At 71.6% G+C, this 24,359-nt stretch carries 27 protein-coding genes, 2 tRNA genes and 1 pseudogene; 14 read left to right on the top strand and 16 right to left on the bottom strand.

Going from position 1 to position 24,359, the window contains the following annotated elements:
• The first annotated feature begins 8 nt into the window (after positions 1–8).
• From murI to D9V37_RS07745, 4 genes are read left to right on the top strand one after another with little or no spacing between them, the layout of a single operon-like run.
• Positions 9–809 carry a glutamate racemase gene (murI, locus tag D9V37_RS07760; RefSeq protein WP_121805549.1) on the top strand — a complete coding sequence of 267 codons (801 nt, stop codon included), beginning with the start codon at positions 9–11 and terminating at the stop codon, positions 807–809.
• Positions 806–1,471 carry an ion channel gene (locus D9V37_RS07755; RefSeq protein ID WP_121805548.1) on the top strand — a complete coding sequence of 222 codons (666 nt, stop codon included), beginning with the start codon at positions 806–808 and terminating at the stop codon, positions 1,469–1,471. The genes murI and D9V37_RS07755 overlap by 4 nt, the downstream gene beginning before the upstream one ends.
• A complete protein-coding gene (locus D9V37_RS07750) occupies positions 1,468–1,830 on the top strand; it encodes a hypothetical protein (RefSeq protein WP_121805547.1) in 363 nt (120 codons plus the stop codon). The genes D9V37_RS07755 and D9V37_RS07750 overlap by 4 nt, the downstream gene beginning before the upstream one ends.
• Positions 1,823–2,215: a hypothetical protein gene (locus tag D9V37_RS07745; protein WP_121805546.1), complete on the top strand. Its 393-nt coding sequence runs from the start codon at positions 1,823–1,825 to the stop codon at positions 2,213–2,215. The genes D9V37_RS07750 and D9V37_RS07745 overlap by 8 nt, the downstream gene beginning before the upstream one ends.
• On the opposite strand, the gene D9V37_RS07740 is transcribed toward D9V37_RS07745, so the two are convergent.
• A complete protein-coding gene (locus D9V37_RS07740) occupies positions 2,196–4,628 on the bottom strand; it encodes an immune inhibitor A domain-containing protein (protein ID WP_121805545.1) in 2,433 nt (810 codons plus the stop codon). The genes D9V37_RS07745 and D9V37_RS07740 overlap by 20 nt on opposite strands.
• A gap of 140 nt (positions 4,629–4,768) precedes the next feature.
• Here D9V37_RS07740 and D9V37_RS07735 point away from each other — a divergent pair, with 140 nt between their 5' ends.
• Entirely contained in the window at positions 4,769–5,527 is a 759-nt protein-coding gene (locus D9V37_RS07735) for an MBL fold metallo-hydrolase (RefSeq protein WP_121805544.1), read from the top strand.
• A gap of 143 nt (positions 5,528–5,670) precedes the next feature.
• Here the strand turns inward: D9V37_RS07735 and D9V37_RS07730 are convergent, their stop codons facing one another.
• Both D9V37_RS07730 and D9V37_RS07725 read right to left on the bottom strand, forming a co-directional pair.
• A complete protein-coding gene (locus D9V37_RS07730; RefSeq protein ID WP_332835742.1) occupies positions 5,671–6,384 on the bottom strand; it encodes a response regulator transcription factor in 714 nt (237 codons plus the stop codon).
• Entirely contained in the window at positions 6,357–7,526 is a 1,170-nt protein-coding gene (locus D9V37_RS07725; RefSeq protein ID WP_232524803.1) for a sensor histidine kinase, read from the bottom strand. The genes D9V37_RS07730 and D9V37_RS07725 overlap by 28 nt, the downstream gene beginning before the upstream one ends.
• Before the next feature lie 142 nt (positions 7,527–7,668).
• Here D9V37_RS07725 and D9V37_RS07720 point away from each other — a divergent pair, with 142 nt between their 5' ends.
• Together D9V37_RS07720 and D9V37_RS07715 are read left to right on the top strand one after the other, a co-directional pair.
• On the top strand, positions 7,669–8,583 hold the full coding sequence (locus D9V37_RS07720; protein ID WP_121805543.1) for an ABC transporter ATP-binding protein: 915 nt from the start codon (positions 7,669–7,671) through the stop codon (positions 8,581–8,583).
• Entirely contained in the window at positions 8,580–9,353 is a 774-nt protein-coding gene (locus D9V37_RS07715) for an ABC transporter permease (protein ID WP_121805542.1), read from the top strand. The genes D9V37_RS07720 and D9V37_RS07715 overlap by 4 nt, the downstream gene beginning before the upstream one ends.
• 6 nt (positions 9,354–9,359) lie before the next feature.
• Here the strand turns inward: D9V37_RS07715 and D9V37_RS07710 are convergent, their stop codons facing one another.
• Positions 9,360–10,085 (bottom strand): maleylpyruvate isomerase family mycothiol-dependent enzyme, encoded by a 726-nt coding sequence (locus D9V37_RS07710; RefSeq protein ID WP_158604410.1) that lies wholly within the window; start codon positions 10,083–10,085, stop codon positions 9,360–9,362.
• Between the two features lie 37 nt (positions 10,086–10,122).
• Between D9V37_RS07710 and rph the strand changes: the two genes are divergently transcribed.
• Positions 10,123–10,842 carry a ribonuclease PH gene (gene rph, locus D9V37_RS07705; RefSeq protein WP_121805540.1) on the top strand — a complete coding sequence of 240 codons (720 nt, stop codon included), beginning with the start codon at positions 10,123–10,125 and terminating at the stop codon, positions 10,840–10,842.
• Positions 10,839–11,450, top strand: a complete 612-nt coding sequence (locus D9V37_RS07700) for a non-canonical purine NTP pyrophosphatase (protein ID WP_121805539.1) — start codon at positions 10,839–10,841, stop codon at positions 11,448–11,450. The genes rph and D9V37_RS07700 overlap by 4 nt, the downstream gene beginning before the upstream one ends.
• 2 nt (positions 11,451–11,452) lie before the next feature.
• Here the strand turns inward: D9V37_RS07700 and D9V37_RS07695 are convergent.
• Both D9V37_RS07695 and bcp read right to left on the bottom strand, forming a co-directional pair.
• A tRNA-Leu gene (locus D9V37_RS07695) sits at positions 11,453–11,534 on the bottom strand.
• Positions 11,535–11,594: 60 nt separating this feature from the next.
• Positions 11,595–12,059 (bottom strand): thioredoxin-dependent thiol peroxidase, encoded by a 465-nt coding sequence (gene bcp / locus D9V37_RS07690; protein WP_121805538.1) that lies wholly within the window; start codon positions 12,057–12,059, stop codon positions 11,595–11,597.
• Between the two features lie 76 nt (positions 12,060–12,135).
• Here bcp and D9V37_RS07685 point away from each other — a divergent pair, with 76 nt between their 5' ends.
• The gene (locus tag D9V37_RS07685) at positions 12,136–12,393 is read left to right on the top strand and encodes a DUF3618 domain-containing protein (protein ID WP_121805537.1); all 258 of its coding nucleotides are present in this window, start codon (positions 12,136–12,138) and stop codon (positions 12,391–12,393) included.
• 35 nt (positions 12,394–12,428) lie between these two features.
• Positions 12,429–12,728 (top strand): GroES family chaperonin, encoded by a 300-nt coding sequence (locus D9V37_RS07680; RefSeq protein WP_121805885.1) that lies wholly within the window; start codon positions 12,429–12,431, stop codon positions 12,726–12,728.
• Positions 12,729–12,845: 117 nt separating this feature from the next.
• On the opposite strand, the gene D9V37_RS20210 is transcribed toward D9V37_RS07680, so the two are convergent.
• From D9V37_RS20210 to D9V37_RS07655, 6 genes are all read right to left on the bottom strand, one after another.
• A complete protein-coding gene (locus tag D9V37_RS20210) occupies positions 12,846–13,022 on the bottom strand; it encodes a hypothetical protein (protein ID WP_158604409.1) in 177 nt (58 codons plus the stop codon).
• A 164-nt stretch (positions 13,023–13,186) separates the two neighbouring features.
• Positions 13,187–13,852 carry an SDR family NAD(P)-dependent oxidoreductase gene (locus D9V37_RS07675; RefSeq protein ID WP_121805536.1) on the bottom strand — a complete coding sequence of 222 codons (666 nt, stop codon included), beginning with the start codon at positions 13,850–13,852 and terminating at the stop codon, positions 13,187–13,189.
• A 30-nt stretch (positions 13,853–13,882) separates the two neighbouring features.
• Positions 13,883–15,688, bottom strand: coding sequence for a glycoside hydrolase family 15 protein (locus tag D9V37_RS07670; protein ID WP_121805535.1), 1,806 nt, complete (start codon positions 15,686–15,688; stop codon positions 13,883–13,885).
• Entirely contained in the window at positions 15,685–17,097 is a 1,413-nt protein-coding gene (gene zwf / locus D9V37_RS07665) for a glucose-6-phosphate dehydrogenase (RefSeq protein ID WP_121805534.1), read from the bottom strand. The genes D9V37_RS07670 and zwf overlap by 4 nt, the downstream gene beginning before the upstream one ends.
• 56 nt (positions 17,098–17,153) lie before the next feature.
• Complete coding sequence (gene bluB / locus D9V37_RS07660) at positions 17,154–17,774, bottom strand: 5,6-dimethylbenzimidazole synthase (protein WP_121805533.1); 621 nt, start codon at positions 17,772–17,774, stop codon at positions 17,154–17,156.
• Positions 17,775–17,801: 27 nt separating this feature from the next.
• The gene (locus tag D9V37_RS07655; RefSeq protein WP_147455892.1) at positions 17,802–19,055 is read right to left on the bottom strand and encodes a peptidase C39 family protein; all 1,254 of its coding nucleotides are present in this window, start codon (positions 19,053–19,055) and stop codon (positions 17,802–17,804) included.
• 98 nt (positions 19,056–19,153) lie between these two features.
• Between D9V37_RS07655 and D9V37_RS07650 the strand changes: the two genes are divergently transcribed.
• Both D9V37_RS07650 and D9V37_RS07645 read left to right on the top strand, forming a co-directional pair.
• A complete protein-coding gene (locus tag D9V37_RS07650; protein WP_232524802.1) occupies positions 19,154–19,723 on the top strand; it encodes a GNAT family N-acetyltransferase in 570 nt (189 codons plus the stop codon).
• A 3-nt stretch (positions 19,724–19,726) separates the two neighbouring features.
• A complete protein-coding gene (locus D9V37_RS07645) occupies positions 19,727–20,440 on the top strand; it encodes an SDR family NAD(P)-dependent oxidoreductase (RefSeq protein WP_121805531.1) in 714 nt (237 codons plus the stop codon).
• Here the strand turns inward: D9V37_RS07645 and D9V37_RS07640 are convergent.
• Entirely contained in the window at positions 20,437–20,724 is a 288-nt protein-coding gene (locus D9V37_RS07640; RefSeq protein WP_121805530.1) for a DUF1330 domain-containing protein, read from the bottom strand. The two genes, D9V37_RS07645 and D9V37_RS07640, sit on opposite strands and share 4 nt — an antisense overlap.
• A gap of 133 nt (positions 20,725–20,857) precedes the next feature.
• Positions 20,858–21,217 (bottom strand): annotated as a pseudogene (locus D9V37_RS20990) (endonuclease domain-containing protein); the annotation flags it as partial.
• A 583-nt stretch (positions 21,218–21,800) separates the two neighbouring features.
• Between D9V37_RS20990 and D9V37_RS07625 the strand changes: the two are divergent.
• The gene (locus D9V37_RS07625; RefSeq protein WP_232524801.1) at positions 21,801–22,556 is read left to right on the top strand and encodes a potassium channel family protein; all 756 of its coding nucleotides are present in this window, start codon (positions 21,801–21,803) and stop codon (positions 22,554–22,556) included.
• Positions 22,557–22,627: 71 nt separating this feature from the next.
• Here D9V37_RS07625 and D9V37_RS07620 read toward each other — a convergent pair.
• Both D9V37_RS07620 and D9V37_RS07615 read right to left on the bottom strand, forming a co-directional pair.
• Positions 22,628–22,703 (bottom strand) — tRNA-Lys (locus D9V37_RS07620).
• A gap of 62 nt (positions 22,704–22,765) precedes the next feature.
• A complete protein-coding gene (locus tag D9V37_RS07615) occupies positions 22,766–24,334 on the bottom strand; it encodes a phytoene desaturase family protein (RefSeq protein ID WP_232524800.1) in 1,569 nt (522 codons plus the stop codon).
• Positions 24,335–24,359: the final 25 nt, after the last annotated feature.

Here is a 24,359-nt window from a genome sequence, read left to right as displayed (position 1 = left end):
CGACCCTCGTGACCAGCGCGCCGATCGGGATCTTCGACTCCGGGTTCGGCGGCCTCACGGTGGCGCGGGCGGTGATCGACCAGCTGCCGCACGAGTCGGTGCTCTACCTCGGCGACACCGCGCGGCAGCCGTACGGGCCGAAGCCGCTCAGCGAGGTGCGCGAGTACGCCCTGGAGTGCCTGGACCACCTGGTCGACCAGGGCGTGAAGTTGCTGGTCATCGCCTGCAACTCCGCCAGCGCCGCCGTGCTGCGCGACGCCCGCGAGCGCTACGACGTGCCGGTCGTCGAGGTGATCCTGCCCGCCACGAGGCGCGCCGTGGCGGCCACGCGGTCCGGGCGCATCGGCGTCATCTGCACTCGGGCCACCGCGGAGTCGATGGCCTACGACGACGCCTTCGCCGCCGCGCCGCAGGTCGCGCTGACCACCCGCGTGTGCCCGCGCTTCGTGGAGTTCGTCGAGGCCGGCATCACCTCGGGCCCCGAGCTGCTGGCCGCCGCTCACGAGTACCTCGACCCGGTGGCCGCCGCCGGCGTCGACACCCTCATCCTCGGCTGCACCCACTACCCCTTGCTCACGGGCGTCATCTCCTACGTGCTCGGCGACGAGGTCACGCTGGTCTCCAGCGCCGAGGAGTGCGCCAAGGATGTCTACCGGGTGCTGGTCGAGCACGGCCTGGAACGACCCGACGGCGCTCCGGAGCACCGCTTCCTCACCACCGGCACGCCCGAGGAGTTCGAGCGGATCGGCGCCCGGTTCCTCGGCCCCGAGCTGCAGGCCGTCAGCCAGTTCGCCTGGATGCGCGCGTGAGCCAAGCCGCGAGGTTCCTCCTGCGTACGCCCTGCGCGACCCTGCTGCTCGTGCAGCTCCTGGGCGTGCTGCTCTACCCGTTCCTGGAGGGGTCGGTCACCGGGCGTGCGGTCATCGCGGTGTTCGGCATCGTGGTGCTCGGCGCCGCGCTGCTGGCCGTCCGCACCACTCCGGCGCTGACGTGGGTGGCCGGCGCGATCGCGGTGCCGGCGGTGGTGCTGCTCGTCGTGCAGGTGGTGACCGACAACGAGGACCTGGTGCCGTGGAGCGCCGGCTTCGAGGCGGCGCTGTACTTCTACGCCGCCTACTCGCTGCTGCGCTACATGCTGGCCGACGACAAGGTCACCACCGACGAGCTGTTCGCCGTCGGTGCCGTGTTCACCGTCATCGCCTGGGCCTTCGCCCACGTCTACGTCGTGGTCGCCGCGCTCGAGCCGCACGCCTTCACCGCCTACGAGCACCCGTCCGGCGAGCGCAGCTGGAGCGAGCTGCTGTTCTTGTCCTTCACCACGCTCTCGAGCACCGGCCTGTCCGACGTCATGCCGGTGCGTCCGCACGCGCGCAGCATCGTGATGTTCGAGCAGATCGCCGGCGTCTTCTACCTGGCCATGGTCGTGACCCGGTTGATCGGCCTCTCGGCGATGCGGAAGGTGGAGAAGTGAGCCTGCTGCACCTGGTGCTCTCGGTGCTGTGCGCGTTGGTGGCGCTGCGGCTGGTCTACCTCATCGTGCGCGACCGTCAGCTCGACGACCCCACCTTCTACGCCCTCCTCGCCCTGGAGGCCGGCCTGGTGGTGCAGCTCGTCGTCGGCATCGTGCGGCTGAGCGGACCGCACGCGGGCGTGAACGTCGCCGCCTACGTCGGCTACCTCCTCGGCGCCCTGGTCATCCTCCCCGTCGGCTTCGTGTGGGCCGCCGCGGAGAAGAGCCGGTCGGGCACCGGCGTTCTGCTGGTGGCCGTGATCGTGCTGCCCGTGCTCTTCCTCCGGCTCCACGACCTCTGGGAGGCCACCCGTGGCTGAACGCACGAACCGACGCTTCGGCCGCATCCTGGTCTTCGTCTACGGCCTCTTCGCCCTCGCCGCGACCGCCCGCTCGCTGGTGCAGCTGGCCACCCAGTACCACCTCGCGCCAGCGGCCTACTGGGTCTCGCTGTTCTCCGGGATCGTCTACTGCGTGGCCACCTGGGCCCTGGCCACGAACCGACGACGGGTCGCGATCGCCGCGGTCGCCGTCGAGCTGGCCGGCGTGCTCGTGATCGGCACGCTCAGCCAGCCCGACGACGTGGACCGCTCCACCGTCTGGTCGACCTACGGCAACGGCTACGGCTACGTGCCGCTCGTGCTGCCGTTCGTCGGCCTGTGGTGGCTCTGGCGCACGGGGCGCCTCAGTTCTTCGACACCCTGACCTTCATCGAGGTGCCGTCCTGCGTGAGCACCCGGATCACCGTCCCGGTGTCGGGCACGTCGACGCTCGCCGTGGGCTGCGAGGCATCCCAGTAGGAGCGGTCGTCCCGGAACACCGGCACGGCGGCCTGACCCCGGATGTAGTTCGCCACGCCGTTGACGTGCAGGGTGATGTTGTCGCTCTTCTGCAGGCCGAACGGCGCGTCGTACCCGGCCACCCGCGGCCGCCACAGCGTGCCGTCGAGACGGACGCGGGCGGTGGGGTTGGCGTCGACCGGCAGCGCCAGCCCCTCGCCCGGGTGGGTGCTGGTGTTGTTGTCGCTCTGGGAGGTGTCCCAGTAGGTGACCAGCAGGCCGTCCTGGTACGGGAAGTGCTCGACGCGGTCGGGCTGGGTGGTGGCCCAGCCGAAGTTGTACGGCCCCGACTGCAGGTACTTGTCGAACGAGGCGTACACCCGGTTGGCGGCGATGTAGTAGTTGTCGTAGGCCTGCGTCACCGTGCTGCCGACGGCGGAGAACCCGTCGAGGGTCCAGCCGTTGGCGCCGCTCTCGGCGCCGTCGCTGAGGCTGCCCACGCTGATGCTGTCGAGGAACAGCCCCGGCGGCAGGTCGGGGTCGTTGCCCTGGACCCCGCCGTCGGTGGTGTAGCGGACCCGGAGGTCGACCGTCTTCCCGGCGTAGGCCGCGAGGTCGTAGCTCAGCGGCACCCACGCACCGGCGGAGTCGCCGGTCAGGCCGTTGGTGTCGGGGTCGGTCGAGACCGACCCGGCCTTGCCGGGCACGCTCTTCCAGCCCGAGCCGTCGTCGACCTCGAGGTACGCGTAGTCGTAGCCGTCCTCGATGTTGTACTGCGCCTGGGCCGTGAACGCTGGCGAGCCCGTCGGCAGGGTCACCGAGCGCTGCATCGTGGCCGTGTAGTCGTCGCCGCTGCCGCTCCACCACGACTTCGTGCCGGCGTAGGGCGTGGCCAGGTCGCGGGTGACCTCCTTCTTCGGCAGCACCACGACCGCCGCCTGCGGCTTGGCCGAGTTGTACTCGCTCGGGCCGAGCGTCAGCGTGCGCTTCTGCGAGGGCAGGACCGTCTCGTAGTCCAGCCAGCCCAGCTGCAGCTTGTCCCAGGCGCCGAGGTCGGAGGCCCGGGTGCCGATCGCCTGGTCCTTCGGCGCGCTCTCGCGCGACTGCGCCATCAGCGACCAGTAGTTGACCGAGTTCTCGCCGCCGTTGGTGTCGTAGAGGTCGGGCAGACCCAGGTCGTGGGTGTACTCGTGGGCGAAGACGCTCATGCCGCCGTTCTCGGGCTGGATCGTGTAGTCGCCGATCCACACCCCGGAGTCGCCGATCTGCGTGCCGCCCTGCTTGCCCTGCGCGGGGCCGGTCTGGCCGTAGCTGGTGCCGTAGGCGTACCAGCGGTGCGACCAGATCGCGTCCTCACCCTGGATCGGGTCGCCGTCGGCCTCGTCGCCGCCCGCGTGGACGATCTGGAAGTGGTCGAGGTAGCCGTCGGGCTCGTTGAAGTCGCCGTCGCCGTCGATGTCGTAGCGGTCCCAGGTGTCGAAGGACTTCAGCTCCTTGGTCACCGCCGCCTTGCTGCGGCCCTTGGCGATCTCACTGGAGTACCACTTGTCCGCGGCGTCGCGGACCAGGTCCCAGGTGGTGTTGCAGACGTTGGAGGCGCACACGTTCGGGTCGTCGCCGTTGGTGGTGGGGTCGTCGGAGGAGCGGCCGTAGCGCGCCTCGTTGTAGTCGACCTTCACCCAGTCGGTGACGGTGCCGTCGATGCTGTAGCGGCCCGAGGACTGCCGCTCGAAGTACTGCCGGACGGACTCGACGGCCTGGCCCGAGCCGGGCTTCCCGCCGGTGCCGAAGTACAGGTCCTGGTAGTGCTTCTGGTTGTAGTCGGGCTGCCAGACCGTGGAGTTGTCCTGGCTGCGGTCGGGCGCCGGGATCTTGTTGTGCAGCGGCCCGTCCCAGGTGACCGGGCCCGTGGTGCTGGGCTCGATGTCCTTGTCGGGGTACTTCGGGTCCCGCTTGGTCCCGAACTCGGTGAGGATCACGAAGATGTGGTCGGTCGTCTCGCGCTGCAGCTCGACGTACTGGTCCTTCGTGGAGGCCTGCTGCTTGACCAGCCCCCGCTTGGTCGCGGCCGCCTGCGTGCGCTGCGAGGCCACCTTGACCACGGTGCTCGCACCGCGCCGCTGCGGGGTCGCGGTGCCGTTGACGACCTCGGCGATGGCGCGCTGCTTGAGCGAGCGTCGCTTCTCCTCGGCCGGGTTGGGCAGCTCGTCGGCGGCGGCGCTGGTGTCGGCGGTGGAGTCCGCCGGCGGTGAGGTGTCGCTTTGCTGTGCGAAGGCGTCGGGGGTCGTCAAGGCGGCCATCACGGCCGCCGCTGCCCCCAACCCGAGAATGGTGCGCATGGGTCGTGCCCTTTCACCCGAGAGACGGACGACGCCGCCCGATCGGGGTGGGCCGTCCCTGATGGGGTCGTATAGAACCATCGTGTGGTCCGGCTGACAATGGCTGAACGGCCAACGGCGCCGCTCGCTAGGGTGACGACATGAGGCTGACCGTCGTCGGCAACTCGGGTTCCTACCCGGGGCCGCACTCTTCGGCCAGCTGCTATCTGCTCGAGGCCGACTACGACGAGCGCACCTGGCGCGTGCTGCTCGACCTGGGCAATGGCGCGCTCGGCGCGCTGCAGCGCTACGCCGATCCGCTGGCCGTCGACGCGGTGCTGCTCAGTCACCTCCACGCCGACCACTGCCTCGATCTGTGCGGCTACTACGTGCTGCGCAAGTACCACCCCGACGGCCCCCAGCCGCGCATCCCGGTCTGGGGCCCCGAGGGCACGGCATCGCGGATGGCGCGCGCCTACGACCTGCCCGAGACCCCCGGCATGACCGAGGAGTTCGACTTCCGGACCTACCCCGGCGGCTCCTTCTCGCTGGGCCCGTTCACCTTCCTGGCCCGACGGGTGAACCACCCCGTCACCGCCTACGCGCTGCGCATCAGCGTCGACGACGCCGTGCTCGTCTACTCCGGCGACACCGCCTACTGCGAGCCCCTGGTCACCCAGGCCGACGGTGCCGACGTGTTCTTGTGCGAGGCCTCGTTCCTCGACGAGGCCGACAACCCGCCCGACATCCACCTCACCGGCCTCGAGGCCGGCGCCATCGCCACCACCGCCGGCGCCCGACAGCTGCTGCTCACCCACATCCCGCCCTGGCACGACCCGGCCGTGGTGCTGGGGGAGGCCAAGGAGTCCTTCGTCGGGGACGTCCGGCTGGCCGAGGTGGGGACGACGTACGAGGTCTGAGGCCCGGGGGGGTTTTGCCGGGCACCCGGCAAAACTCTTCGCAAATGCCGCGTTTCGAGCCCACTTTCGGGGGGTTTTGCCGGGCACCCGGCAAAACCCCCGCCGGAGCAGCCTCACGACCAGCCCCCAACCAGCCCCCCGGATCAGCCCCCAGCGTCGTGCACGATGATCGCGATCTGGACCCGGTTCTCCACCGCGAGCTTGTCGAACAGCCGGCTCACGTGGGCCTTCACGGTGGGCACCGAGAGGTGGAGCTCGCGGGCGATGTCGGCGTTGGAGAGGCCCCGGCCCACGGCGTCGGCGACGTCGCGCTCGCGGTCGGTGAGCGTCGCGAGCTGCCGGCGGGCCTGCTCGGCGCGGTCGGCGTCACCGCGGCCGGGGGCGCGGTCGGTGACCTGGCGGATCAGGCTGCTCAGCGCCTGCGGGGAGAGCATCGGCTCGCCGCGGGCGACGGTGCGGATCGCCTCGACGATGTCGGCGGGCGGGGTGTCCTTGAGCAGGAAGCCGCTCGCACCGACGGTCAGCGCGCGCACCACGTAGTCGTCGGCAGCGAAGGTGGTCAGCACGATGACGCGGGGGAGCGCGTCGCCCTCCTCGTCATCGGTGTCGCGGTCGCCGCAGAGCCGCTCGGTGGCCTCGAGGCCGTCCATGACCGGCATCCGGATGTCCATCAGCACGACGTCGGGCTGCTCGGTGGCCACCAGGGCCAGGGCCTGCTCGCCGTTCTCGCCCTGACCGACCACCTCGATGTCGGGCGAGCCGCCCAGCATCAGTCCCAGCCCGGAGCGGACCAGCGGGTCGTCGTCGACCACCAGCACGCGGGTGGCCATCACGCGGCCGCCGGCCACGGCAGCCACACGTGCAGCGCGAAGCCCTCGCGGTCGTCGTCGACGTCGAGCCGGCCGCCGGCCAGCTCGGCGCGCTCGCGCAGGCCGACCAGGCCCAGTCCGGAGCCGGGGGCGAGCGGGGTCTGGCCGAAGCCGCGCCGATTGCGCACCCACACCTCGACGCCGTCTCCCGCCGTGCCGACGACGCTGACCTCCACCCGGACGCCCGCGGCGTGCTTGCGGGCGTTGGTCAGCCCCTCCTGCACGACGCGGTAGACGGTGCGACCGGCCTGGTCGGGCACCGGCACGGTCGGGTCGACCTCCACGGCGAGGTCGACGCACATGCCGTTGGCGCGGGCCTCGGCCACCAGACCGGGCAGGTCGCCCAGCGTCGGCTGCGGACGGTCGCCGCGTACCTCGGCGTCCTCGCGGAGCACGCCGAGCACCTCGCGCAGGTCGGTCAGCGCCTGGTGCGCGGAGGTCTGGATCAGCGCCGCCGTCTCGCGCACCTGCTCGGCCGGCAGGTCCTGGCGGAAGGCCAGCGCGCCGGCGTGCATGCTCACCATCGAGATCCGGTGGGCGAGCACGTCGTGCATCTCGCGGGCGATCCGCTCCCGCTCGGCGGCGCGGGCGGACTCCACGCGCAGCTCCTGCTGCGCCTCGGCCTGCCGGGCGCGCTCGCGCAGGGTGAAGACCAGCTCGCGGCGCGAGCCGATGTACATGCCCACCGCCATCATGGCGATGGTGACGGCGATGCCGAAGCCCAGCGGCACCCACCAGTTCGGTCCGCCGCCGCGCCCGGGCTCCACGTAGAGGTAGCCGAAGCCGGCCGCGGCACCGACGACGCCGACCAGCACCACCTGCCAGTACACCCGGCGGGTGGCCAGCGACACCGCCGTCAGCACGGCGGGGCCGGCGGCGAGGCCCGAGATGAGCGTCGCGGCGTTGATCGCGAGCGCGACGGCCAGCGGCCAGCGCCGTCGGTAGAACATCGCCACGTAGGCGGCCACGCCGATCAGGATGTCGACGGCGAGGAAGACGTGGGCGTGTGAGGTCTCGCGGGGCGCCATGTCGATGAGGACGACCGCGCTGGTCAGCAGGCACGCCACCACCCGCCAGGTGTGGCCCCACCACCCCAGCCGCGGCGCGTAGTCGACGGCGCTCTCGTGCACGTCACCAGGCTACGGAGCCCGCAACGCGCCGGACCAGCGGCGCAGGTAGGGGACGCCTCGGGGTCGGACCCCTACCAAAGTCAGGGAAGGAGCAGACGCTCGCCCGATGTGGCAGCGACGTCGGGTGCCCCAGGCTGGTCGCATGATCCGAGTCGACCGACTGTCCAAGACCTACGGGCCCTACCGGGCCGTGGACGACGTCTCGTTCGTCGCCGAGCCCGGCCGGGTCACCGGCTTCCTCGGCCCCAACGGCGCCGGCAAGTCCACCACGATGCGGGTGATGGTGGGGCTCACTCCGCCCGACAGCGGCTCCGCCACCATCGGTGGCCTGCGCTACGCCGACATCCCCAACCCCGGACGCCACGTCGGCGTCCTGCTCGACGCCTCCGCCCAGCACGCCGGCCGCTCCGGCCGCGAGGTGCTGCACCTGGCCGCGATGACCATGGGCCTGCCCGAGAGCCGCGTGGACGAGATGCTGCGGCTGGTCTCCCTCGACGAGAAGGAGGCCAAGCGCCGGGTCGGTGCCTACTCCCTCGGCATGCGGCAACGGCTGGGCATCGCCCATGCCCTGCTCGGCGACCCGTCGGTGCTCATCCTCGACGAGCCGGCCAACGGCCTCGACCCCGCCGGCATCCACTGGATGCGCGGGCTGCTGCGCGACTACGCCTCCCGCGGCGGCACCGTGCTGCTCTCCTCGCACCTGCTGCACGAGGTGGAGGTGATCGCCGACGACATGGTCGTCATCGGCCGCGGCAAGATCGTCGCCCAGGGCACCAAGGCCGAGCTGCTCCGCAGCGCCGGCACCCTGGTGCGCGCCGAGGACGACGCACTGCTCGGCAAGGCGCTCGCCGGAGCCGACATCACGGCGACCCCGATCGCCGACGGCGGGTTCCGCACCGAGGTCGACCCCGTCGTCGTCGGTCGGGCCGCCGCCACGAACGGCGTTGTCCTCACCGAGCTCCGGCCCGCCGAGAGCGCCGGCCTCGAGCAGCTGTTCCTCGAGCTCACCTCCGACACCCAGCGTGAGCAGCCCGTCCAGGAAGGACCCCAGGCATGACCACCGCCACTCTCGAGACCCCCGCGTTCGCCACCGGCAATGCGATCCCCTTCGGCCGGCTGCTCCGCGTGGAGCTGCGCAAGATGGTGGACACCCGCGCCGGCAAGTGGCTGCTCGGCGTCATCGGTCTGCTGACCGCCGCCGCGCTGGTGATCCTGCTGCTGGCCGCGAGCACGCAGGAGCACACGTTCGCCAACGCCGTCGGAGCCGCGGCCACACCTCAGGGCATCCTGCTGCCGGTGCTGGGCATCCTGCTCATCACCCAGGAGTGGGGCCAGCGCACCGGCATGGTCACCTTCACCCTCGAACCGCACCGCGCCAAGGTGCTGTGGGCCAAGGTAGCCGCGGCCGTCGTGCTCGGCGTCGCCGCGATGGTGCTCGCGCTCGCGCTGGCCGCCGTCGTCGCCGCCATCGGCGGCGCGGCCGACCCCTGGGCCGGCATGGACGCCGGCGTCATCGGCCAGTACTTCCTGCTCGAGGTGGTCGGCGTCGTCGGCGGCCTGGTGTTCGGCCTGCTGTTCCTCAACACCGCGGCGGCCATCGTCGTCAGCTTCGCGCTGCCGATCGTGTTCAGCGTCGTCACCTCGCTGTGGAACGCCGTGCACAAGGCGCAGCCGTGGATCGACCCGGCCACGGCGCAGGGACCGCTGCAGAGCGGTGACCACCTCACCTCCACCGAGTGGCAACACCTGCTGACCACCACGCTGATCTGGGTGGTCGTGCCGTTCGTGGTCGGCCTGTGGCGCGTGCTGCGCACCGAGGTCAAGTAGCCCGGGCTACACCTGGACCGAACCGCGCCAGACCTCCCACTGGGAGGGATCGGACACCACGGGGGTGGTGCCCGGGCGACGGTTCCAGCAGAAGGCGTACAGGTCAGCAGCACTCCCGCTGACCTGTACGCCTTCGGCGCTGTGTCCACGCTCGACGGTGGTCAGCTCGGGGCCGGCCACCACCCGCCACGAGTCGCCGGTGTCGGTGGCGAGCAGGTGGTAGACGGTGTGCGGCTCGGTGACCGGCAGCAGCCGCGGCACCAGCATCATCAGCTCGTCGATGCCGTCGACGGCCAGCCCGGCGTCGAGCGGGGTCGGCCGATCGGCAGCGATCTCCACGTCGATGCGGTGCACCGCGGTCTCGTGCGCCTGCCGCCGGGCCCAGTACGCCGGGCCGTCGGGGCCGGACCACATCTGCCAGCAGGCGGCGTCGGGGTCGGCGTCGCGCAGCTCGTCGACCAGCCGGCGGTGCAGCTCGGCGTACCAGGCGACCAGCGAGGTGTGGTCGGCCGGGGCGTCGGCCTCCAACGGTCGCCGGGGTGGCGGCTTCGCGCCGCCGCCGACGACCGCGCGTCGCGACCACTCGTGCACGGTGGCGAGGTGGCGCAGCAGCTGGTCGACGTCCCAGCCGGGACAGGCGGCCACCGCCTCCTGGCCGGTGCACCGCGATGCCGCGGCCACCACCCGCGCGCCTTCGGCCTCGAGATGGTCGACGTGGGTCGCGGGGTCCATGAGCCCATGATCGCGGTGGCGCCCTAGGGTCGGTGGCATGACTCGCGCAGATGGTCGTGCCGACGACGAGCTCCGTCCGGTGAAGCTCACCCGCCACTGGCAGGACCACCCCGCCGGGTCGGTCCTCGTCGAGTTCGGCCGCACCCGCGTGCTGTGCGCGGCGTCGGCGTCGGTCGGGGTGCCGCGCTGGCGCAAGGGCTCCGGGCTGGGCTGGGTGACCGCCGAGTACGCGATGCTGCCCAGCGCCACCAACACCCGCAGCGACCGCGAGTCGGTCAAGGGCCGCATCGGCGGACGTACGCACGAGATCTCGCGGCTGGTCGGGCGCTCGCTGCGGGCGGTGGTCGACTACGCCGCACTGGGCGAGAACACCATCGTCCTCGACTGCGACGTGCTCCAGGCCGACGGCGGTACCCGCACCGCGGCCATCACCGGCGCCTACGTCGCGCTGGCCGACGCCGTCGCCCACCTCAAGGCAGAGGGTGCCCTCGCCGGTGACCCCCTCACCGGGTCGGTGGCGGCGATCTCGGTGGGCGTCATCGACGGGGTGCCGCGCCTGGACCTGCCCTACGAGGAGGATGTGCGCGCCGAGACCGACATGAACGTCGTCATGACCGGTGCGGGCACGTTCGTCGAGGTGCAGGGCACCGCCGAGGGTGCGCCCTTCGACCGCGCCGAGCTCGACGCCCTGCTCGGGTTGGCCGAGCAGGGCTGTGCGGAGCTGACCCGGCTCCAGCAGCAGGCACTCTCCTCGTGACCGAGGTCTTCCTCGCCTCGCGCAACCCCAAGAAGCTGGGGGAGATGCAGCGGATCCTCGCCGAGCTGCTGCCCGAGATCCGCGTGCTCGGTCTCGACGACGTCGACCCCTACGACGAGCCCGTCGAGGACGCTCCCGACTTCGACGGCAACGCCCTGCTCAAGGCCCGCGCCGGCTTCGAGCGCACCGGACTGCCGTCGCTGGCCGACGACTCCGGTCTCGCCGTCGACGCGCTCAACGGCATGCCGGGCGTGCTCTCGGCCCGCTGGTCGGGCCGGCCCAAGGACGACGACCGCAACAACCGGCTGCTGCTCGAGCAGCTCGGCGACGTCCCCGACGAGCGGCGTGGCGCCCACTTCCACGCCAGCGTCGCCTTCGTGCACGCGGGCGGCGAGCTCGTCGTCGGCGGCGACATGGCCGGCCGGGTGATCCGCGAACCCCGCGGCACCGGCGGCTTCGGCTACGACGTGCTCTTCGTGCCCGACGACCAGGACGGCGCGCTCACCTCCGCCGAGATGAGCCCGGAGGTCAAGGACGCGATCTCGCACCGCGGCCGGGCGCTGCGGGAGATCGCGGCTCTGGTGGTCGAGGTGCTGCAGGGTTCCTGACGTGCCGGAGGGGGGACTTGAACCCCCACGCCCGAAGGCACAGGTACCTAAAACCTGCGTGTCTGCCTGTTCCACCACTCCGGCGTCGGGGCGAGCAGGACGTCATACGCCGTGGTCGCCGAGACGACCAGAGCGTATGACCTCCTACAGGCCGAGGTCGCGACGCAGCTTCGCCACGTGCCCCGTCGCCTTGACGTTGTACTGGGCGATCTCCACGACGCCGTCGGCGTCGACGACCACCGTGGAGCGGATGACGCCCTCGACGACCTTGCCGTAGAGCTTCTTCTCGCCGTAGGCGCCGTACGCGGTGAGCACCTGCTTGTCGGGGTCCGAGAGCAGCGTGATCGTCAGGTGGTCGCGCTCGCGGAAGGTCGCCAGCTTCTCGGGCTTGTCGGGTGAGATGCCGAGCACCTCGAAGCCGGCCGCGTGCAGCGAGTCGAGGGAGTCGGTGAAGTCGCAGGCCTGCGTGGTGCAGCCGGGAGTCATCGCCGCGGGGTAGAAGTAGACGATGGTGCGCTTGCCGCGGTAGTCCGAGAGCGACACCGAGGCGCCGGTGTCGTCGGTCAGGGTGAAGTCGGGGGCGGTGTCGCCGGGGGAGAGTCGGGGCATGCGCGTGAAGGTACCGGGCGCCGTGCGCGATAGCGTGAGCCGGGACAGCCTCAGCAGCCAACCGAGGAGCGAGCCGATGCCGGGTACGCCGGAGTCACGCGATGCCATCGAGCGGGAGATGGAGCAGACGCGCCAGCACCTCGGTGCCACCCTGGACCAGCTCGTGTACCGCGCCAACCCCAAGACGATCGCGGGACGACAGGTCGCCGCGGTCAAGGGCTACTTCGTCGACGTCGACGGTGCGCCGCGCACCGGCAACATCGTCAAGGTCGTGGGCGGAGCGGTCGGCGCCGTCGTCGTGGTGGTCGTGCTGCGCAGGATCGTTCGCGACTGAACCCGGTGAGCGATCCTGAGCGCACCCCGATCCGGATGCTCCACGACCGGGTCCTGGTCAGCGTCGATCGCGGTGAGGGCGAGCGTCGCTCCACCGGCGGCATCTTGATCCCCGCGACCGCCGAGATGGGTGGACGGCGGCTGGCGTGGTCGCGCGTGGTCTCGATCGGCCCGCACGTCCGCGCGGTGGAGAACGGCGACCGCGTGCTGTTCGACCCCGACGACAAGGCCGAGGTCGAGGTGCACGGCTCCACCTACGTGGTGCTGCGCGAGCGCGACATCCACGCCGTGGCGGCCGACCGGCTCGGCGACAGCCAGACCGGCCTCTACCTCTGAGCCGACCTCACGCGCCAGGCACCGCACAGGCGCCCCGCGGGCTGCGTGCGGACGCACGAAGGCCGAGGTCCGCGGCTGGGGGGACAGTCTGCGGGCCTCGGCCTTCGAGAACAGCGATCAGCGGTAGTGCTTGGGTACCACGCTGGTCGCCTCGGCGATGTGCCGACGCCGCCGGGAGACACGCGCCGCGCCGACCTCGGAGGTGGTCGTCGCGCCGCGCAGGGCAGCGGAGGTGATAACGGCCGCCGTCGCGGCCTTGTGGGTGATGACCGGGGAGTCGAGCGTCGAACCCATGTCGGGGAGCCAATCGTGTGGGGGGCGATTCGCTGGGCGGGCGGTGCGCCTACCCGGTCTTCGACCATCGTGCGCCGGTTTGCAGGAAATGGCAATACCCCATCAAAACGGGCACTCACAGGTCTGTGCAGCCGGGCGTTGTTGCAGGTTCGTGCAACCGGTCGTCAGTCGCTGTCGACCTGCACCCGGAAGGTGGTGCGGTCGGTGTGCAGACCCCAGAGCCGCTCGGCTAGCGCCTCGGGGCTCTTGTCCTCGCTGTCGGGGTCGATCGCGCCCCCGATGATCAGCTGGGAGACCGCGATGCCCTCCTCGCCGAGCACCTCGTGCAGCAGCTCGGCGTACGCCGCCTGCCCGGCGAAGGCGACCGACGTGCCGGTCACGGCGCGCCCCGGCTTGACCGCCGAGCCGCCGTTGACGAAGAGGATCGTGCCCCGGTCCTGGCCGAGGAACCGCATGCCGGGCAGCACCGCGTGCACGGCGGCCACCGGTCCGTAGATGGAGAACTCGACCGGGCCGACCAGGTCGGCCGGGGTGGTCTCCAGCACCGGGCGCATGAAGTCCTTCTGCGGCAGCGGGCTGTACTGCAGCACCTCGATCGGGCCAAGCTCGACGGTGGCCCGCTCCAGGGCCGCGGCCAGCGAGGCCGGGTCGCGGACGTCGGCGGTGAAGCCCTGGGCCTGCACGCCGTCCTCGGCCAGCTCCGTGGCGAGGGCGTCGAGACGTCCCTGGTGGCGGGAGATGAGGGCCACCGAGAAGCCCTCGGTGCCGAAGCGCCGGGCCACGGCGGCGCCGAGGCCTCGCCCGGCGCCGATGATCGCGAGCGTGGTCATGGGTGAAGGTCCTTTCGTCGGCGGATGGGCTCAGCCCAGCGCGCGGTCGAGGTTGATGGCCGCGCTGATCAGGGAGAGATGGGTGAAGGCCTGCGGGAAGTTGCCCAGCTGCTCGCCGTTCAGGCCGATCTCCTCGGCATAGAGGCCGAGATGGTTGGCGAAGGTGAACATCTTCTCCAGTGCCAGCCGGGCGTCGTCGGCGCGGCCGACGCGGGTGAGCGCCTCGACGTACCAGAACGAGCACAGCGAGAACGTGCCCTCCTCGCCGCCGACGCCGTCGGTGCTGCGCTCGGTGTCGTAGCGGAACACCAGCGAGTCGGAGACCAGTCGCTCCTCGATGGCGGCCAGGGTGGATAGGAAGCGTGGGTCGTCGGGGGCCACGAACTTGACCATCGGCATCAGCAGCGCGCCGGCGTCGAGCACGTCGGCGCCCTCGTACTGCACGAAGGCACCCAGGTCGTCGTCCCAGCCCTCCTCCATGACCCGTGCGTACGCCGCGTCGCGCACCTGCGCCCAGCGCGTCAGGTCGCCGGGCAGACCGCGCTGCCGGGCGGTGCGCATCATCCGCTCGAAGGCCACCCAGCACATCAGCCGCGACGTCACGTGTGCCCGCGGCTCGTCGCGGATCTCCCACATGCCGGCATCGGGGCGGTCCCAGTTCTCCATCAGCCACTCGACGATGCGGGTGAGGTCCTGCCAGGCCTCGTGGCTGATGCCGCTGCCGTACTTGTTGAAGAGGTAGACCGAGTCGATCAGCTCGCCGTAGATGTCGAGCTGGAGCTGGCCGGCGGCCGCGTTGCCGACGCGCACAGGTTGCGACCCCCGGTAGCCCGAGAGGTGGTCCAGCTCGGTCTCGTCGGGCACCCGGCCGTCGAGGTCGTAGAGCACTCGCAGCGGCCCGAGGTCGGCGTCGTCCTCGCCGTGGTCGCCCAGCCGCTCGGAGAGCCAGCGCACGAACGAGTCGGCCTCGTCGGTGAACCCCAGCCGCAGCAGGGCGTAGATCGTGAAGGCGGCGTCGCGGATCCACACGTAGCGGTAGTCCCAGTTGCGCGAGCCGCCGATGTGCTCGGGCAGGCTCGTCGTGGGCGCTGCGATGACGCCGCCGGTGGGCTCGTGGCACATCAGCTTCAGCGTGAGCGCGGAGCGGTTCACCCGCTCGCGCCAGCGTCCCTTGTAGCCCGACTGGGAGAGCCACTGCCGCCAGAACAGGGCGGTGGCGTCGAAGAGCCGGTCGACGTCGGCGTCGTCGCAGCCGCGCATCTCCTCGTCCGGATCGAGCACCTCCAGCACGAACAGGGCGGTCTCACCGGCCGCCAGGTCGACCTGGGCCGTCACGTCGTCGCCGTCGATGTCGAGGTCGACGGTGGCGCTCAGGCCCAGGGCGACCTCGCCGTCGGCCAACCGGATGCCGACGTCGGTGCGGGTCAGGTCGGGCGAGACCCGGCCGTAGTCGGGTCTGGCGGCCATCCGCATCGCGACACTGGCCCGGCCACGGACCACGCTCACACGTCGCACCAGGCGCTGGCGGTGCTCCTCGTCGTGGGCCTTGAGCACCGGCATGAAGTCGTGGACCTCGACGACGCCCTCGTCGTTGAGGAACCGGGTGACCAGGATGTTGGACTCGGGGAAGTAGTACTGCAGCGTGCGCGAGTCGGGGTCGGTGGAGGCCAGCGACCACGAGCCGCCGCGGTCGGCGTCGAGCAGGGAGGCGAAGACGCTGGGGGAGTCGAACCGGGGGGCGCAGAACCAGTCGATGGTGCCGTCGCACGCCACCAACGCGCAGGAGCGGAGGTCGCCGATCAACCCGTGGTCGGCGATCGGGGGATAGTCGCTCATCCCTGCAGGGCCCACCCGCCGTCGGGCAGGTCGAGCGCCTGCTGCGGTCCCCACGACTCCTGTTCGTAGGTGTGCACCTGCGGTCGGTCGTCGAGCACCGGCTGGCAGATCTGCCAGAGCCGGTCGACCTCGTCGGCGCGGGTGAACAGCGTCTGGTCGCCGCGCAGCACGTCGAGCAGCAGCCGCTCGTAGGCCTCCAGCGGGTGGTCGTCGGGGAAGTCGTCGGCGAAGTCGAGTCGCAGCGTGGCCTCGGCCAGCTCCATCTCGGGGCCGGGTCGCTTCGCGCGGACGTCGACGGAGACCTCCGGCTCGTCGGTGAGCTCGAGGACGAGCTCGTTGGGCCCGGGGCTGCCCTGGAAGATCTGCGAGTCCGGCGTGCGGAACCGCAGCGTGATGGTGCGCCGGGTCTGCGCCATCGCCTTGCCCGTGCGCAGGTAGAACGGCACGTCGCGCCAGCGGTCGTTGTCGACGTAGGCCTCCACCGCCACCAGCGTCTCGACGTCGGAGTCGTCGGCGACGTCGTCCTCGTCGCGGTAGCCGTCGTACTGGCCGAACACGACGCGGGCCGGGTCGAGCGGCCGCATGGCCTCGAAGACGGCGTGCTTGGCGTCGCGCAGCGCCTTCTCCTCGAACGCGCCGGGATCCTCCAACGCGACGAAGCCGAGCAGCTGGCACAGGTGGGTGGAGATCATGTCGCGCAGGCAGCCGGTGGACTCGTAGAACGAGCCGCGGCCCTCCATGCCCAGCGTCTCGGGTACGTCGATCTGCACCTGAGCGATGCTGCGCCGGTCCCAGGCGGGCTCGAAGAGGCCGTTGGCGAATCGCAGCGCCAAGATGTTCTGCACCGCCTCCTTGCCCAGGAAGTGGTCGATGCGGAAGACCTGGTCCTCCTCGACGACGTCCTTGAGCGCGGTGTCGAGCTCGCGGGAGGAGGCGAGGTCGAGGCCGAACGGCTTCTCGATGACCAGCCGGGCCCGCTCGGTGAGCTTCTCGGTGCCGAGCATGGCGATCATGTCCTGCATCGCGCTGGGCGGCACCGAGAGGTAGACCAGCCGGCGTACGTCGTCGCTCCCACCGAGCCGCTCCTCGGCCTCGCGCACCTTCTCGGCCAGGTCCGAGCCGTCGTCGGCCGAGGAGGTCTGGAAGCTCAGCCGCTCCAGCAGGTCGTCGGCCACCGACTCGTCGAGGTCGTCGACGGTGTCCTCGAGGGCTTCCTTGATGTGCTCGCGGAACTCCTCGTCAGTGCCCGGGGAGTGCCGGCCGCTGCCGATGATCGCGTAGTCCTCGGGCAGCCGGCCGGCCTTCGCCAGCGAGTAGAGCCCGGGGAACAGCTTGCGCTTGGCGAGGTCGCCCGTGGCGCCGAAGAGCACGAGGACGTGGGGGAGGAGGTCGTCAGAGACGTCGGCCATGCCCCCTGCGTACCCCAACCGGCCCGATCCGACGCATTGACCTCCATCACGCCCGCTCAGCCCCGGTAGCGCTCCTGGTGCACCGCCTCGCTGAGCGGTCGGCCGCGCCGCCAGCCGTGGCGCACCAGGTCGGGGGTCTCCTGGAGCCGGTCGACGTGGCCCAGGCACAGCCAGGCCACCGGCCGCAGCCCGTCGGGCAGCCCGACCAGCCCGCGGAGCACCTCCTCGCGGTAGAACGACACCCAGCCCACGCCGAGACCCTCGGCGGTCGCGGCCAGCCACAGGTTCTGCACCGCGAGCACCGTGGAGTACAGCCCGGTGTCGGCGATGGCGTGGCGGCCGAGCACCTGGTCGCCGCCGCGGCTCGGGTCGTAGGCCACCACGACGCCCAGCCCGGACTCCCGCACGCCCTCGATCTTGATCCGCGCGAACGTCTCGGCCCGCTCGCCGCTCAGGTCCGCCGCGAAGACCTCCCGCTCGTGCGCGACGTGCGCAGCGAAGCTCGCAAGCGTGGCGGGGTCGCGCACCAGCACGAAGTCCCACGGCTGGCTGTGGCCGACGCTGGGTGCCGCGTGGGCGGCGGCCAGCACGCGCTCGAGCGCGTCGTCGGACACCGGCTCGCCGGTGAACTCGGCCCGGACGTCACGGCGTCGGTGGATGGCGTCGTAGAGGTCCACGGCCGCCCACCGTAGAGCCGCCGGGGCTCAGTGGCGACGGTGGCCCCGCCACCCGTGACCGGAGCCCGGCGCGATGACGTAGGTGGTGCCGTCCGAGGCGGTCAGCCAGTCGCGCTCGAACTGGCTGCGCTGGTAGACGTGGCGCACCTCGGCGTCGCTCGGGCTGGCCGGGTCGTAGACGATCGGGTCGCCGCTGGCGGTGAACCCGCCGACCACGACCAGGTGGCCGTCGGTGCCGGTGATCGAGGACCCGGTCAGGTCGTTGCTCGAGTCGCTGTCGGTGTTGTCCCACGCGATCGAGACCACCACCGGCACGCCGCGCTTGACCTGCTCCTCCACCGGCCGCAGCGAGGCGAACTGGCGCACCGAGCCGTCGAGCCCGTAGGCGCTGGCGTAGGCGGTGTTGAAGGGCCAGTTGCCGGCCCCGTCGTAGGCCTGGTCGAAGACGTGGATGGCGGCGTAGTCGACCACGCCGTCGACTCGCTGGTGGGCGTCGAAGACCGGGTCGGCCGGCAGCGCGGCGACGTCGCGGCGCGTGGGGCCGACGCCGTAGTAGGAGAGCACCATCGACGTCGAGGTCGGGCTGCACCAGGCCTCGCCGCCGCCGTCGTAGGCGGGGTACTCGCCGTGGTGGATCTCCTGGGAGTGGGAGGGCAGCCGCAGGTCCACCGTGCGCCGCATCGTGGTGGGGCTCGTCGTGGTCTGCGGGACGTCGCCGGGCAGGCTCGCGGTGGCCGCCACCTGGCGCACGGTGGGCGCGGCGCGCCCGGCTCCGTGCAGGATCACGCGCAGGCGGTAGCGCGTCGGCGTGCCACCGGGGGCGGCGTCGTGGGCCAGGAAGGTGTCGGTGTAGATCTTCCCGATCGGGTCGTCCTGGTCGTCGACGCTGGTGCGGGTGAACGCGGCGGAGTTCTCGAAGGCCCAGCGACCCATCGTGAACCAGCGGCTGGTGGTCGTGGCGGTCTGCGCCTGCATGCCGATCTCCACCCAGCTGCCGCCGGGCGTCGTGGCCTGCCACGAGGCGACCAGCTCGGAGAAGCCGTGCTGCGGGCTCACGTACGGCGAGGTCCAGACGCCCTCCTGCGCACCGCGCGCGAGCGTGATCGAGCCGCGCCGCTGGCGTACGTGCTGGGAGGCGCCCCGGGCGAAGTCGCCAGAGCTGGTGAAGGCATGGAAGCTGGTTGGCCAGGGGTCGGCGTACCCGGGCGAGGCGTGCGCAGCGGTGGGCGCGGCCAGGCCGGCCACGACGAGCGCGCCGAGGGTGAGCAGGCGACTGGACATGCGGTGGTGCATCAGACCTCCGAAGAAACGGACCCGAGAGTGGTCCGAACCAGTAGATCCCGCTCGTGCGGATCGTGGCAAGAGGAGAACATGTCGTCGTGGGCGCTTCGTTGGAACAGATCTCCTGGCCGCTGCGGACCGAGCGGCTCACCATCCGACCCGCCACCCGCGAGGACCTGCCGCGGATGTGGCCCTACCGCGGCGACGACGCCGTGATCGCCTGGATGACCTCGCGCTCGGACTCGCTCGAGGCCTTCGTCGCGCACCTCGGCCGGCCGCCGATGCTGGCGAAGACGCTGGTGGTGCAGTCCGGCGAGGAGCTGGTCGGCGACCTGTTCCTGGCCGTCGAGGACGCATGGGCGCAGCTCGACGTGCGCGAGCAGGCCGCCGCGACCCAGGCCGAGATCGGCTGGTGCCTGCACCCGGCCCACACCGGTCGCGGCTACGCCCGCGAGGCCGCGCGGGCGCTGATCGGGCTGTGCTTCGCCGACCTGGGGCTGCGCCGCGTCGTCTCCAACTGCTTCGCCGCCAACGAGGCGTCGTGGCGGATGATGGAGGACCTCGGGATGCGGCGCGAGGCGCACACCGTCGAGGACTCCCTGCATCGCGAGCTGGGCTGGCAGGACGGGTACAGCTACGCGCTGCTGCGGCGCGAGTGGAAGGGTTGAGCCATGGATCTGGGACTTCGCGACATCGTGGCCTTCGTCGTGGGCGGCACCGGCCTGATCGGCGAGGCGACCGCTCGGTTGCTGCAGGAGGAGGGCGCGACCGTCGTGGTCGGTGCGCGCTCGGAGGACTCCCTGGCGCGGGTGGCCGGTGAGCTCGGCGTCGAGACGGTGGTCGTCGACACCGCCGAGCAGGCCTCCGTCGACGCGGCCGTGGCCTCGGTGAACGAGCGGTTCGGCACCATCGGCGTGCTGGTCAACACCGCGGCGCCGTCGGCGCAGACCCTGGACCCCGGCCGGTCCAGCGACCCCGAGCAGGTGGTCGAGGGCCTGCAGGGCAAGGCGATGGGCTACCTGCGCATGACCAACGCCGTGCTGCCGCAGATGCGCGAGGCCGGCTACGGGCGGGTGGTGCAGGTCAACGGGCAGAACATGTACGTCACCGGCTCGATCACCGGCACGGTGCGCAACGCCGGCGTGGCCATCGCCGCCAAGGCACTGGCCGACCAGGTGGCCGGCACGGGCGTGACGATCAACGTGGTGAACCCCGGCCCGGTCCGCGAGGACGCCTCACCGAGGACCGAGCGCGGCGTGCCGGGCGACTCGACGCCGGAGCAGGTGGCCACCGTGGTCGTGCTGCTCTGCTCGCGCGGCGTCGCCGCCGTCTCGGGCGAGTTCGTCTCGGTGGGCCACAAGCTCCCGGGCCTGGTGGGCTACTAGACCCCGGGCACGATCCGGATGTCGCGGCGCGCGCCGTCGCCGAGCGCCTCGAGGGCCTCGGTGTAGGCCGCCCCGTCGTGGGCGTCGCGAGCCGCCTGCACCGACTCGAACTCCAGCAGCACGGTGCGGGTGTCCTGGCCCAGCTCGTAGACCTGCTCGGGGTTGCCCCGTGCCAGGTACCGCCCCCCGGCCGCCTCGAGCGCGGGCGCGGCCAGCGCGGCGTACGCCGCCATCTTGTCCGGGTCGGAGATCTCGTCGTAGGTGGCGATCCAGTAGGCGGTCATGAGCCTGATCCTGCCGTGCTCCGCATGGCGACGTAGGGAACCCCTCCCAGAACTGCGCCTCAGCCACCAACCGGGCACGCACCTCGCCTTTGCTACGTCGCAATGCGAGATCGACGGCGGCCACCACGATCCGCCGCACCTCGTCGGGCTCGAACATCACCTGCTCCCAGCTGAACCGCAGCACGATCCAGCCCTCGACCACGAGCAGGTTGTAGCGCCGAGCGTCCTTGTCCAGGGCCGCGCGGCCGCCGTGCCACTCGAACGAGTCGGCCTCCAGCACGATGCCGAGGTCGACGTCGGCGAGGTCGGGCCTGGCCCAGACGCGACGGTCGCGGATGACGAGCTGCGGCACGACGTGCAGCCCCGGCACGTCGAGCACGATGGCGCGCAGGACGGACTCGAACGGGTTGGCGGCCTCGGGCCCCGACACCGCCGCCACCCGGCGCAACTGGACCGAACCCGGCCCTCGGGCCGAGGCCGACAGGGACCGCATCGTCGCCGAGATGACGTCGTCGTGACGCCAGGCGGAGTCGGCCACGGCCAGCGCCTCGTCGAACGGCAGCCGCCGCATGCACGCCTCGACGGTGGCGGCCCGCGACGTGGCCGGGCCGTCGACGAGGTCGGGGTGAACGCTGCCGCGATGCACGTGGGCGACCTCGTACACCTGGTCGGGAACCTTGCGGTTGTGCGGGAACAGCAGGTGCGGGCGCGCCGGTGCGCGAGCCACCTCCCAGCCGTGGAACAGGGCCGCGCTGGTCAGGCACAGCACGCCGCGGTGGGTGTGGGCGACGCGCGTCGCGGCGTCGATGTGCGGCAGCACGTAGCGGCCCTTGGCCGTCCGGACCAGGTCGCCGGCACGGATCGCCCGGTCGAGCTCGGCCCGCGACCCGGCGGCGACGAGGTCGGCGCGCGAGGCGACGCCGCCGAGCCTTGCCACCGCCTCGACCAGGTCCATGCCCGGGAGTCTGCGCCGGCTCCGCCGACCGTGCGTGCGGTTGTCCACAGGGGTGGTGCGCCGAGCGAACTCGCATACGAACTCGCGCACCAACGGCACGAGGTGGGCTTACCCTCAGCCAGTGGGTCGGGAGCCAGCGCGTCAGGCGTGGGAGCGACTCAGCGACCTCCCGCTCACGCTAGCGGCCGTAGCATTTCTCGTCGCCTACGCGTGGCCGATTCTCGAGCCGAGCATCCAGCATCAGCCGGTGGGGGATGTCTGCAGCGCGGTCGCGGCAACGGCTTGGGTGGGATTCGCCGTCGACTACGTCGTACGCCTCGTGCTCAGTCGGGACAAGGCGGCCTTCATGCGGCAGAACCTGGTCGATCTGCTGATCGTCGTGGTGCCCATCCTGCGACCGTTGAGACTCCTGCGCCTGATCACGGTGCTTAAAGTGCTCAATCGGCGCGCCGAGTTGAGGCTCAGCAACCGGGTCGCGGTGTACGCGCTGGGCGCCAGCACGCTCTTGGTCTTCGTCGCTGCGCTGGCCGTTCTCGACGCCGAGAGGAAGTCGCACTCAGCGAACATCACGTCCTTCGGTGACGCGCTGTGGTGGGCGCTCGCCACGGTTAGTACTACGGGGTACGGCGATCGCTATCCGGTAACCGAGACAGGCCGGCTGATAGCCGCTGGCCTGATGGTCTCGGGCATCGCCCTGGTAGCGGTCGTCACGGCATCTTTCGCCAACTGGCTACTCTCGCACTTGAGCAGCATCGAGCGAGCCGAGCAGATGGAGACCAGGCGGGACCTGGAGCGTGTGCTCGCCGAACTTCAGCAGGTCCGCCAACGGTTGGCCGAGATGGAGCTACATCAGCCTGGTGCGGCCAAGGACCCATAGCCGCTGACACGGTGTGCAGGGGCACGCCTACAAATACCTGGACGCTGAGTGACCCAGCGGTATCACAGGGGTGGTGCGCCATCAGGGACTCGAACCCCGAACCCGCTGATTAAGAGTCAGCTGCTCTGCCAATTGAGCTAATGGCGCAAGGCCTCAGGTGCGAAGCCTCCGGAACGATAGCAGCGGGTCGCAGGCGCAGCGAAATCGGTTCAGCGGCGCCGCGACTCCAGCACGGCCATCGCCGCGTTGTGGCCGCCCAGGCCGCTCACCGCGCCACCCCGGCGGGCGCCGGAGCCGCAGAGCAGGACGCCCTCGACGCCCGTGTCGACGCCCCAGCGACGGGCGGGGGTGTCGAGTGACTCGCGACCCGATGTCCACGGCCAGGAGAGGTCGCCGTGGAAGATGTGGCCGCCGGGCATCGCCAGGTCGGCCTCGACGTCCTGGGGCACCTTGGCCTCGATGCACGGCTGGCCGTCGGGGCCGAGGAGCACGCAGTCCATGAGCGGCTCGGCCAGGTACTCGTCGATGACGGCGATCGTGCGGCGCAGCGCCTCGGCGCGGGCGGCCTCGCGGTCCTCGGCGAACAGCGAGGCGGGCATGTGCAGCCCGAACCAGGTCAGCGTCTGTGCGCCGGTGCCGGTGAGCGGGCCGAGGATGGAGGGGTCGGTCAGCGAGTGGCAGTACATCTCGCCCGGCGGCCGGGACGGGATCGACCCTGCCGCCGCCTCCTCGTACGCCTGCTGCAGCTCGGCGTAGGACTCCGCCACGTGGAAGGTGCCGGCGAAGGCGGTCTCCGGGTCGTCGCCCGAGCGCAGCCGCGGCAGCCGCGAGAGCAGCAGGTTGACCTTCAGCTGCGCGCCCGAGGGACGCGTGCGGGGCCCGGGGTGCTCGCCGAGCAGGATCCGCAGCACCCACGGTGCGACCCCGGCCAGCACCGTGCCGGCACGCACCGAGCGGTGCCACGAGCCGTCGTGGAAGGTCACCTCGACGCCGTCGGGTCCGGGTACCAGCGAGCTGACGCCGGCTCCGGTGCGGATCTCGGCGCCGGCACCGCGGGCGGTCGCGTCCAACGCCGCGGTGACCGAGCCCATCCCGCCGACGGGCACGCGCCACTCGCCGGTGCCGTTGCCGATCAGGTGGTAGAGGAAGCAGCGGTTCTGCACCAGTGAGCGCGCGTCCATCGGGGCGAACGTGCCGATGAGGGCGTCGGTGGCCACCACGCCGCGCACGGCATCGTCGGCGAAGCGCTCGCGCAGCAGGAGGTCGAGCGGCTCCTCGACGACGCCGCGCCACAGGTCGGCGCCGATGCGGGCGCTCAGGTCGCGGGCGGACGGCAGCGGCTCGGTGAGCGTGGGGGAGACGACCTCGGCGAACTCCGTCATCTGCTCGTAGAAGTGCTGCCAGGCGCGGTACGCCTCGTCGCTGCCGGTGAGTGTCCAGAACGAGTCCGCGGTCAGCTGGCCCTCCGGCCGCTCGGCGAGGAGTCCGAGGTCGCGACCGTCGCGGTGCACCGGGGTATAGGAGGCGGTGCGACGAGAGCGCAGCTCGATGTCGAGGCCGAGGTCGTCCACGATCTGCTGCGGCAGCAGGCTCACCAGGTAGGAGTAGCGGGAGAGCCGGGCGCCCGTGCCCGGGAACGCCTCCGTGCTGACCGCCGCTCCGCCCGTGTGGTCGAGGCGCTCCAGCACCAGCACGCTGAGCCCCTCGCGGGCCAGGTAGCCAGCCGCCGTCAGCGCGTTGTGCCCGCCGCCGACCACCACCACGTCGTAGCTGTCCACGGGTGGTCACGCTAGCGGGAACGCG

The sequence above is a fragment of the Nocardioides mangrovicus genome (assembly GCF_003674065.1).
Taxonomy (GTDB): Bacteria; Actinomycetota; Actinomycetes; order Propionibacteriales; family Nocardioidaceae; genus Marmoricola; species Marmoricola mangrovicus.
The sequence above is the reverse complement of the archived record's forward strand: the minus strand, read 5'-3'. Positions and strand labels throughout refer to the sequence as shown.

Bases quoted from the DNA above. Each gene is read 5' to 3' on its own strand.
- D9V37_RS07740 (WP_121805545.1), bottom strand. From the start codon at position 4,628: ATGCGCACCATTCTCGGGTTGGGGGCAGCGGCGGCCGTGATGGCCGCC.
- D9V37_RS07735 (WP_121805544.1), top strand. From the start codon at position 4,769: ATGAGGCTGACCGTCGTCGGCAACTCGGGTTCCTACCCGGGGCCGCAC.
- D9V37_RS07720 (WP_121805543.1), top strand. From the start codon at position 7,669: ATGATCCGAGTCGACCGACTGTCCAAGACCTACGGGCCCTACCGGGCC.
- D9V37_RS07715 (WP_121805542.1), top strand. From the start codon at position 8,580: ATGACCACCGCCACTCTCGAGACCCCCGCGTTCGCCACCGGCAATGCG.
- D9V37_RS07710 (WP_158604410.1), bottom strand. From the start codon at position 10,085: ATGGACCCCGCGACCCACGTCGACCATCTCGAGGCCGAAGGCGCGCGG.
- rph (WP_121805540.1), top strand. From the start codon at position 10,123: ATGACTCGCGCAGATGGTCGTGCCGACGACGAGCTCCGTCCGGTGAAG.
- bcp (WP_121805538.1), bottom strand. From the start codon at position 12,059: ATGCCCCGACTCTCCCCCGGCGACACCGCCCCCGACTTCACCCTGACC.
- D9V37_RS07685 (WP_121805537.1), top strand. From the start codon at position 12,136: ATGCCGGGTACGCCGGAGTCACGCGATGCCATCGAGCGGGAGATGGAG.
- D9V37_RS07680 (WP_121805885.1), top strand. From the start codon at position 12,429: ATGCTCCACGACCGGGTCCTGGTCAGCGTCGATCGCGGTGAGGGCGAG.
- D9V37_RS20210 (WP_158604409.1), bottom strand. From the start codon at position 13,022: ATGGGTTCGACGCTCGACTCCCCGGTCATCACCCACAAGGCCGCGACG.
- D9V37_RS07675 (WP_121805536.1), bottom strand. From the start codon at position 13,852: ATGACCACGCTCGCGATCATCGGCGCCGGGCGAGGCCTCGGCGCCGCC.
- D9V37_RS07670 (WP_121805535.1), bottom strand. From the start codon at position 15,688: ATGAGCGACTATCCCCCGATCGCCGACCACGGGTTGATCGGCGACCTC.
- zwf (WP_121805534.1), bottom strand. From the start codon at position 17,097: ATGGCCGACGTCTCTGACGACCTCCTCCCCCACGTCCTCGTGCTCTTC.
- D9V37_RS07655 (WP_147455892.1), bottom strand. From the start codon at position 19,055: ATGTCCAGTCGCCTGCTCACCCTCGGCGCGCTCGTCGTGGCCGGCCTG.
- D9V37_RS07645 (WP_121805531.1), top strand. From the start codon at position 19,727: ATGGATCTGGGACTTCGCGACATCGTGGCCTTCGTCGTGGGCGGCACC.
- D9V37_RS07640 (WP_121805530.1), bottom strand. From the start codon at position 20,724: ATGACCGCCTACTGGATCGCCACCTACGACGAGATCTCCGACCCGGAC.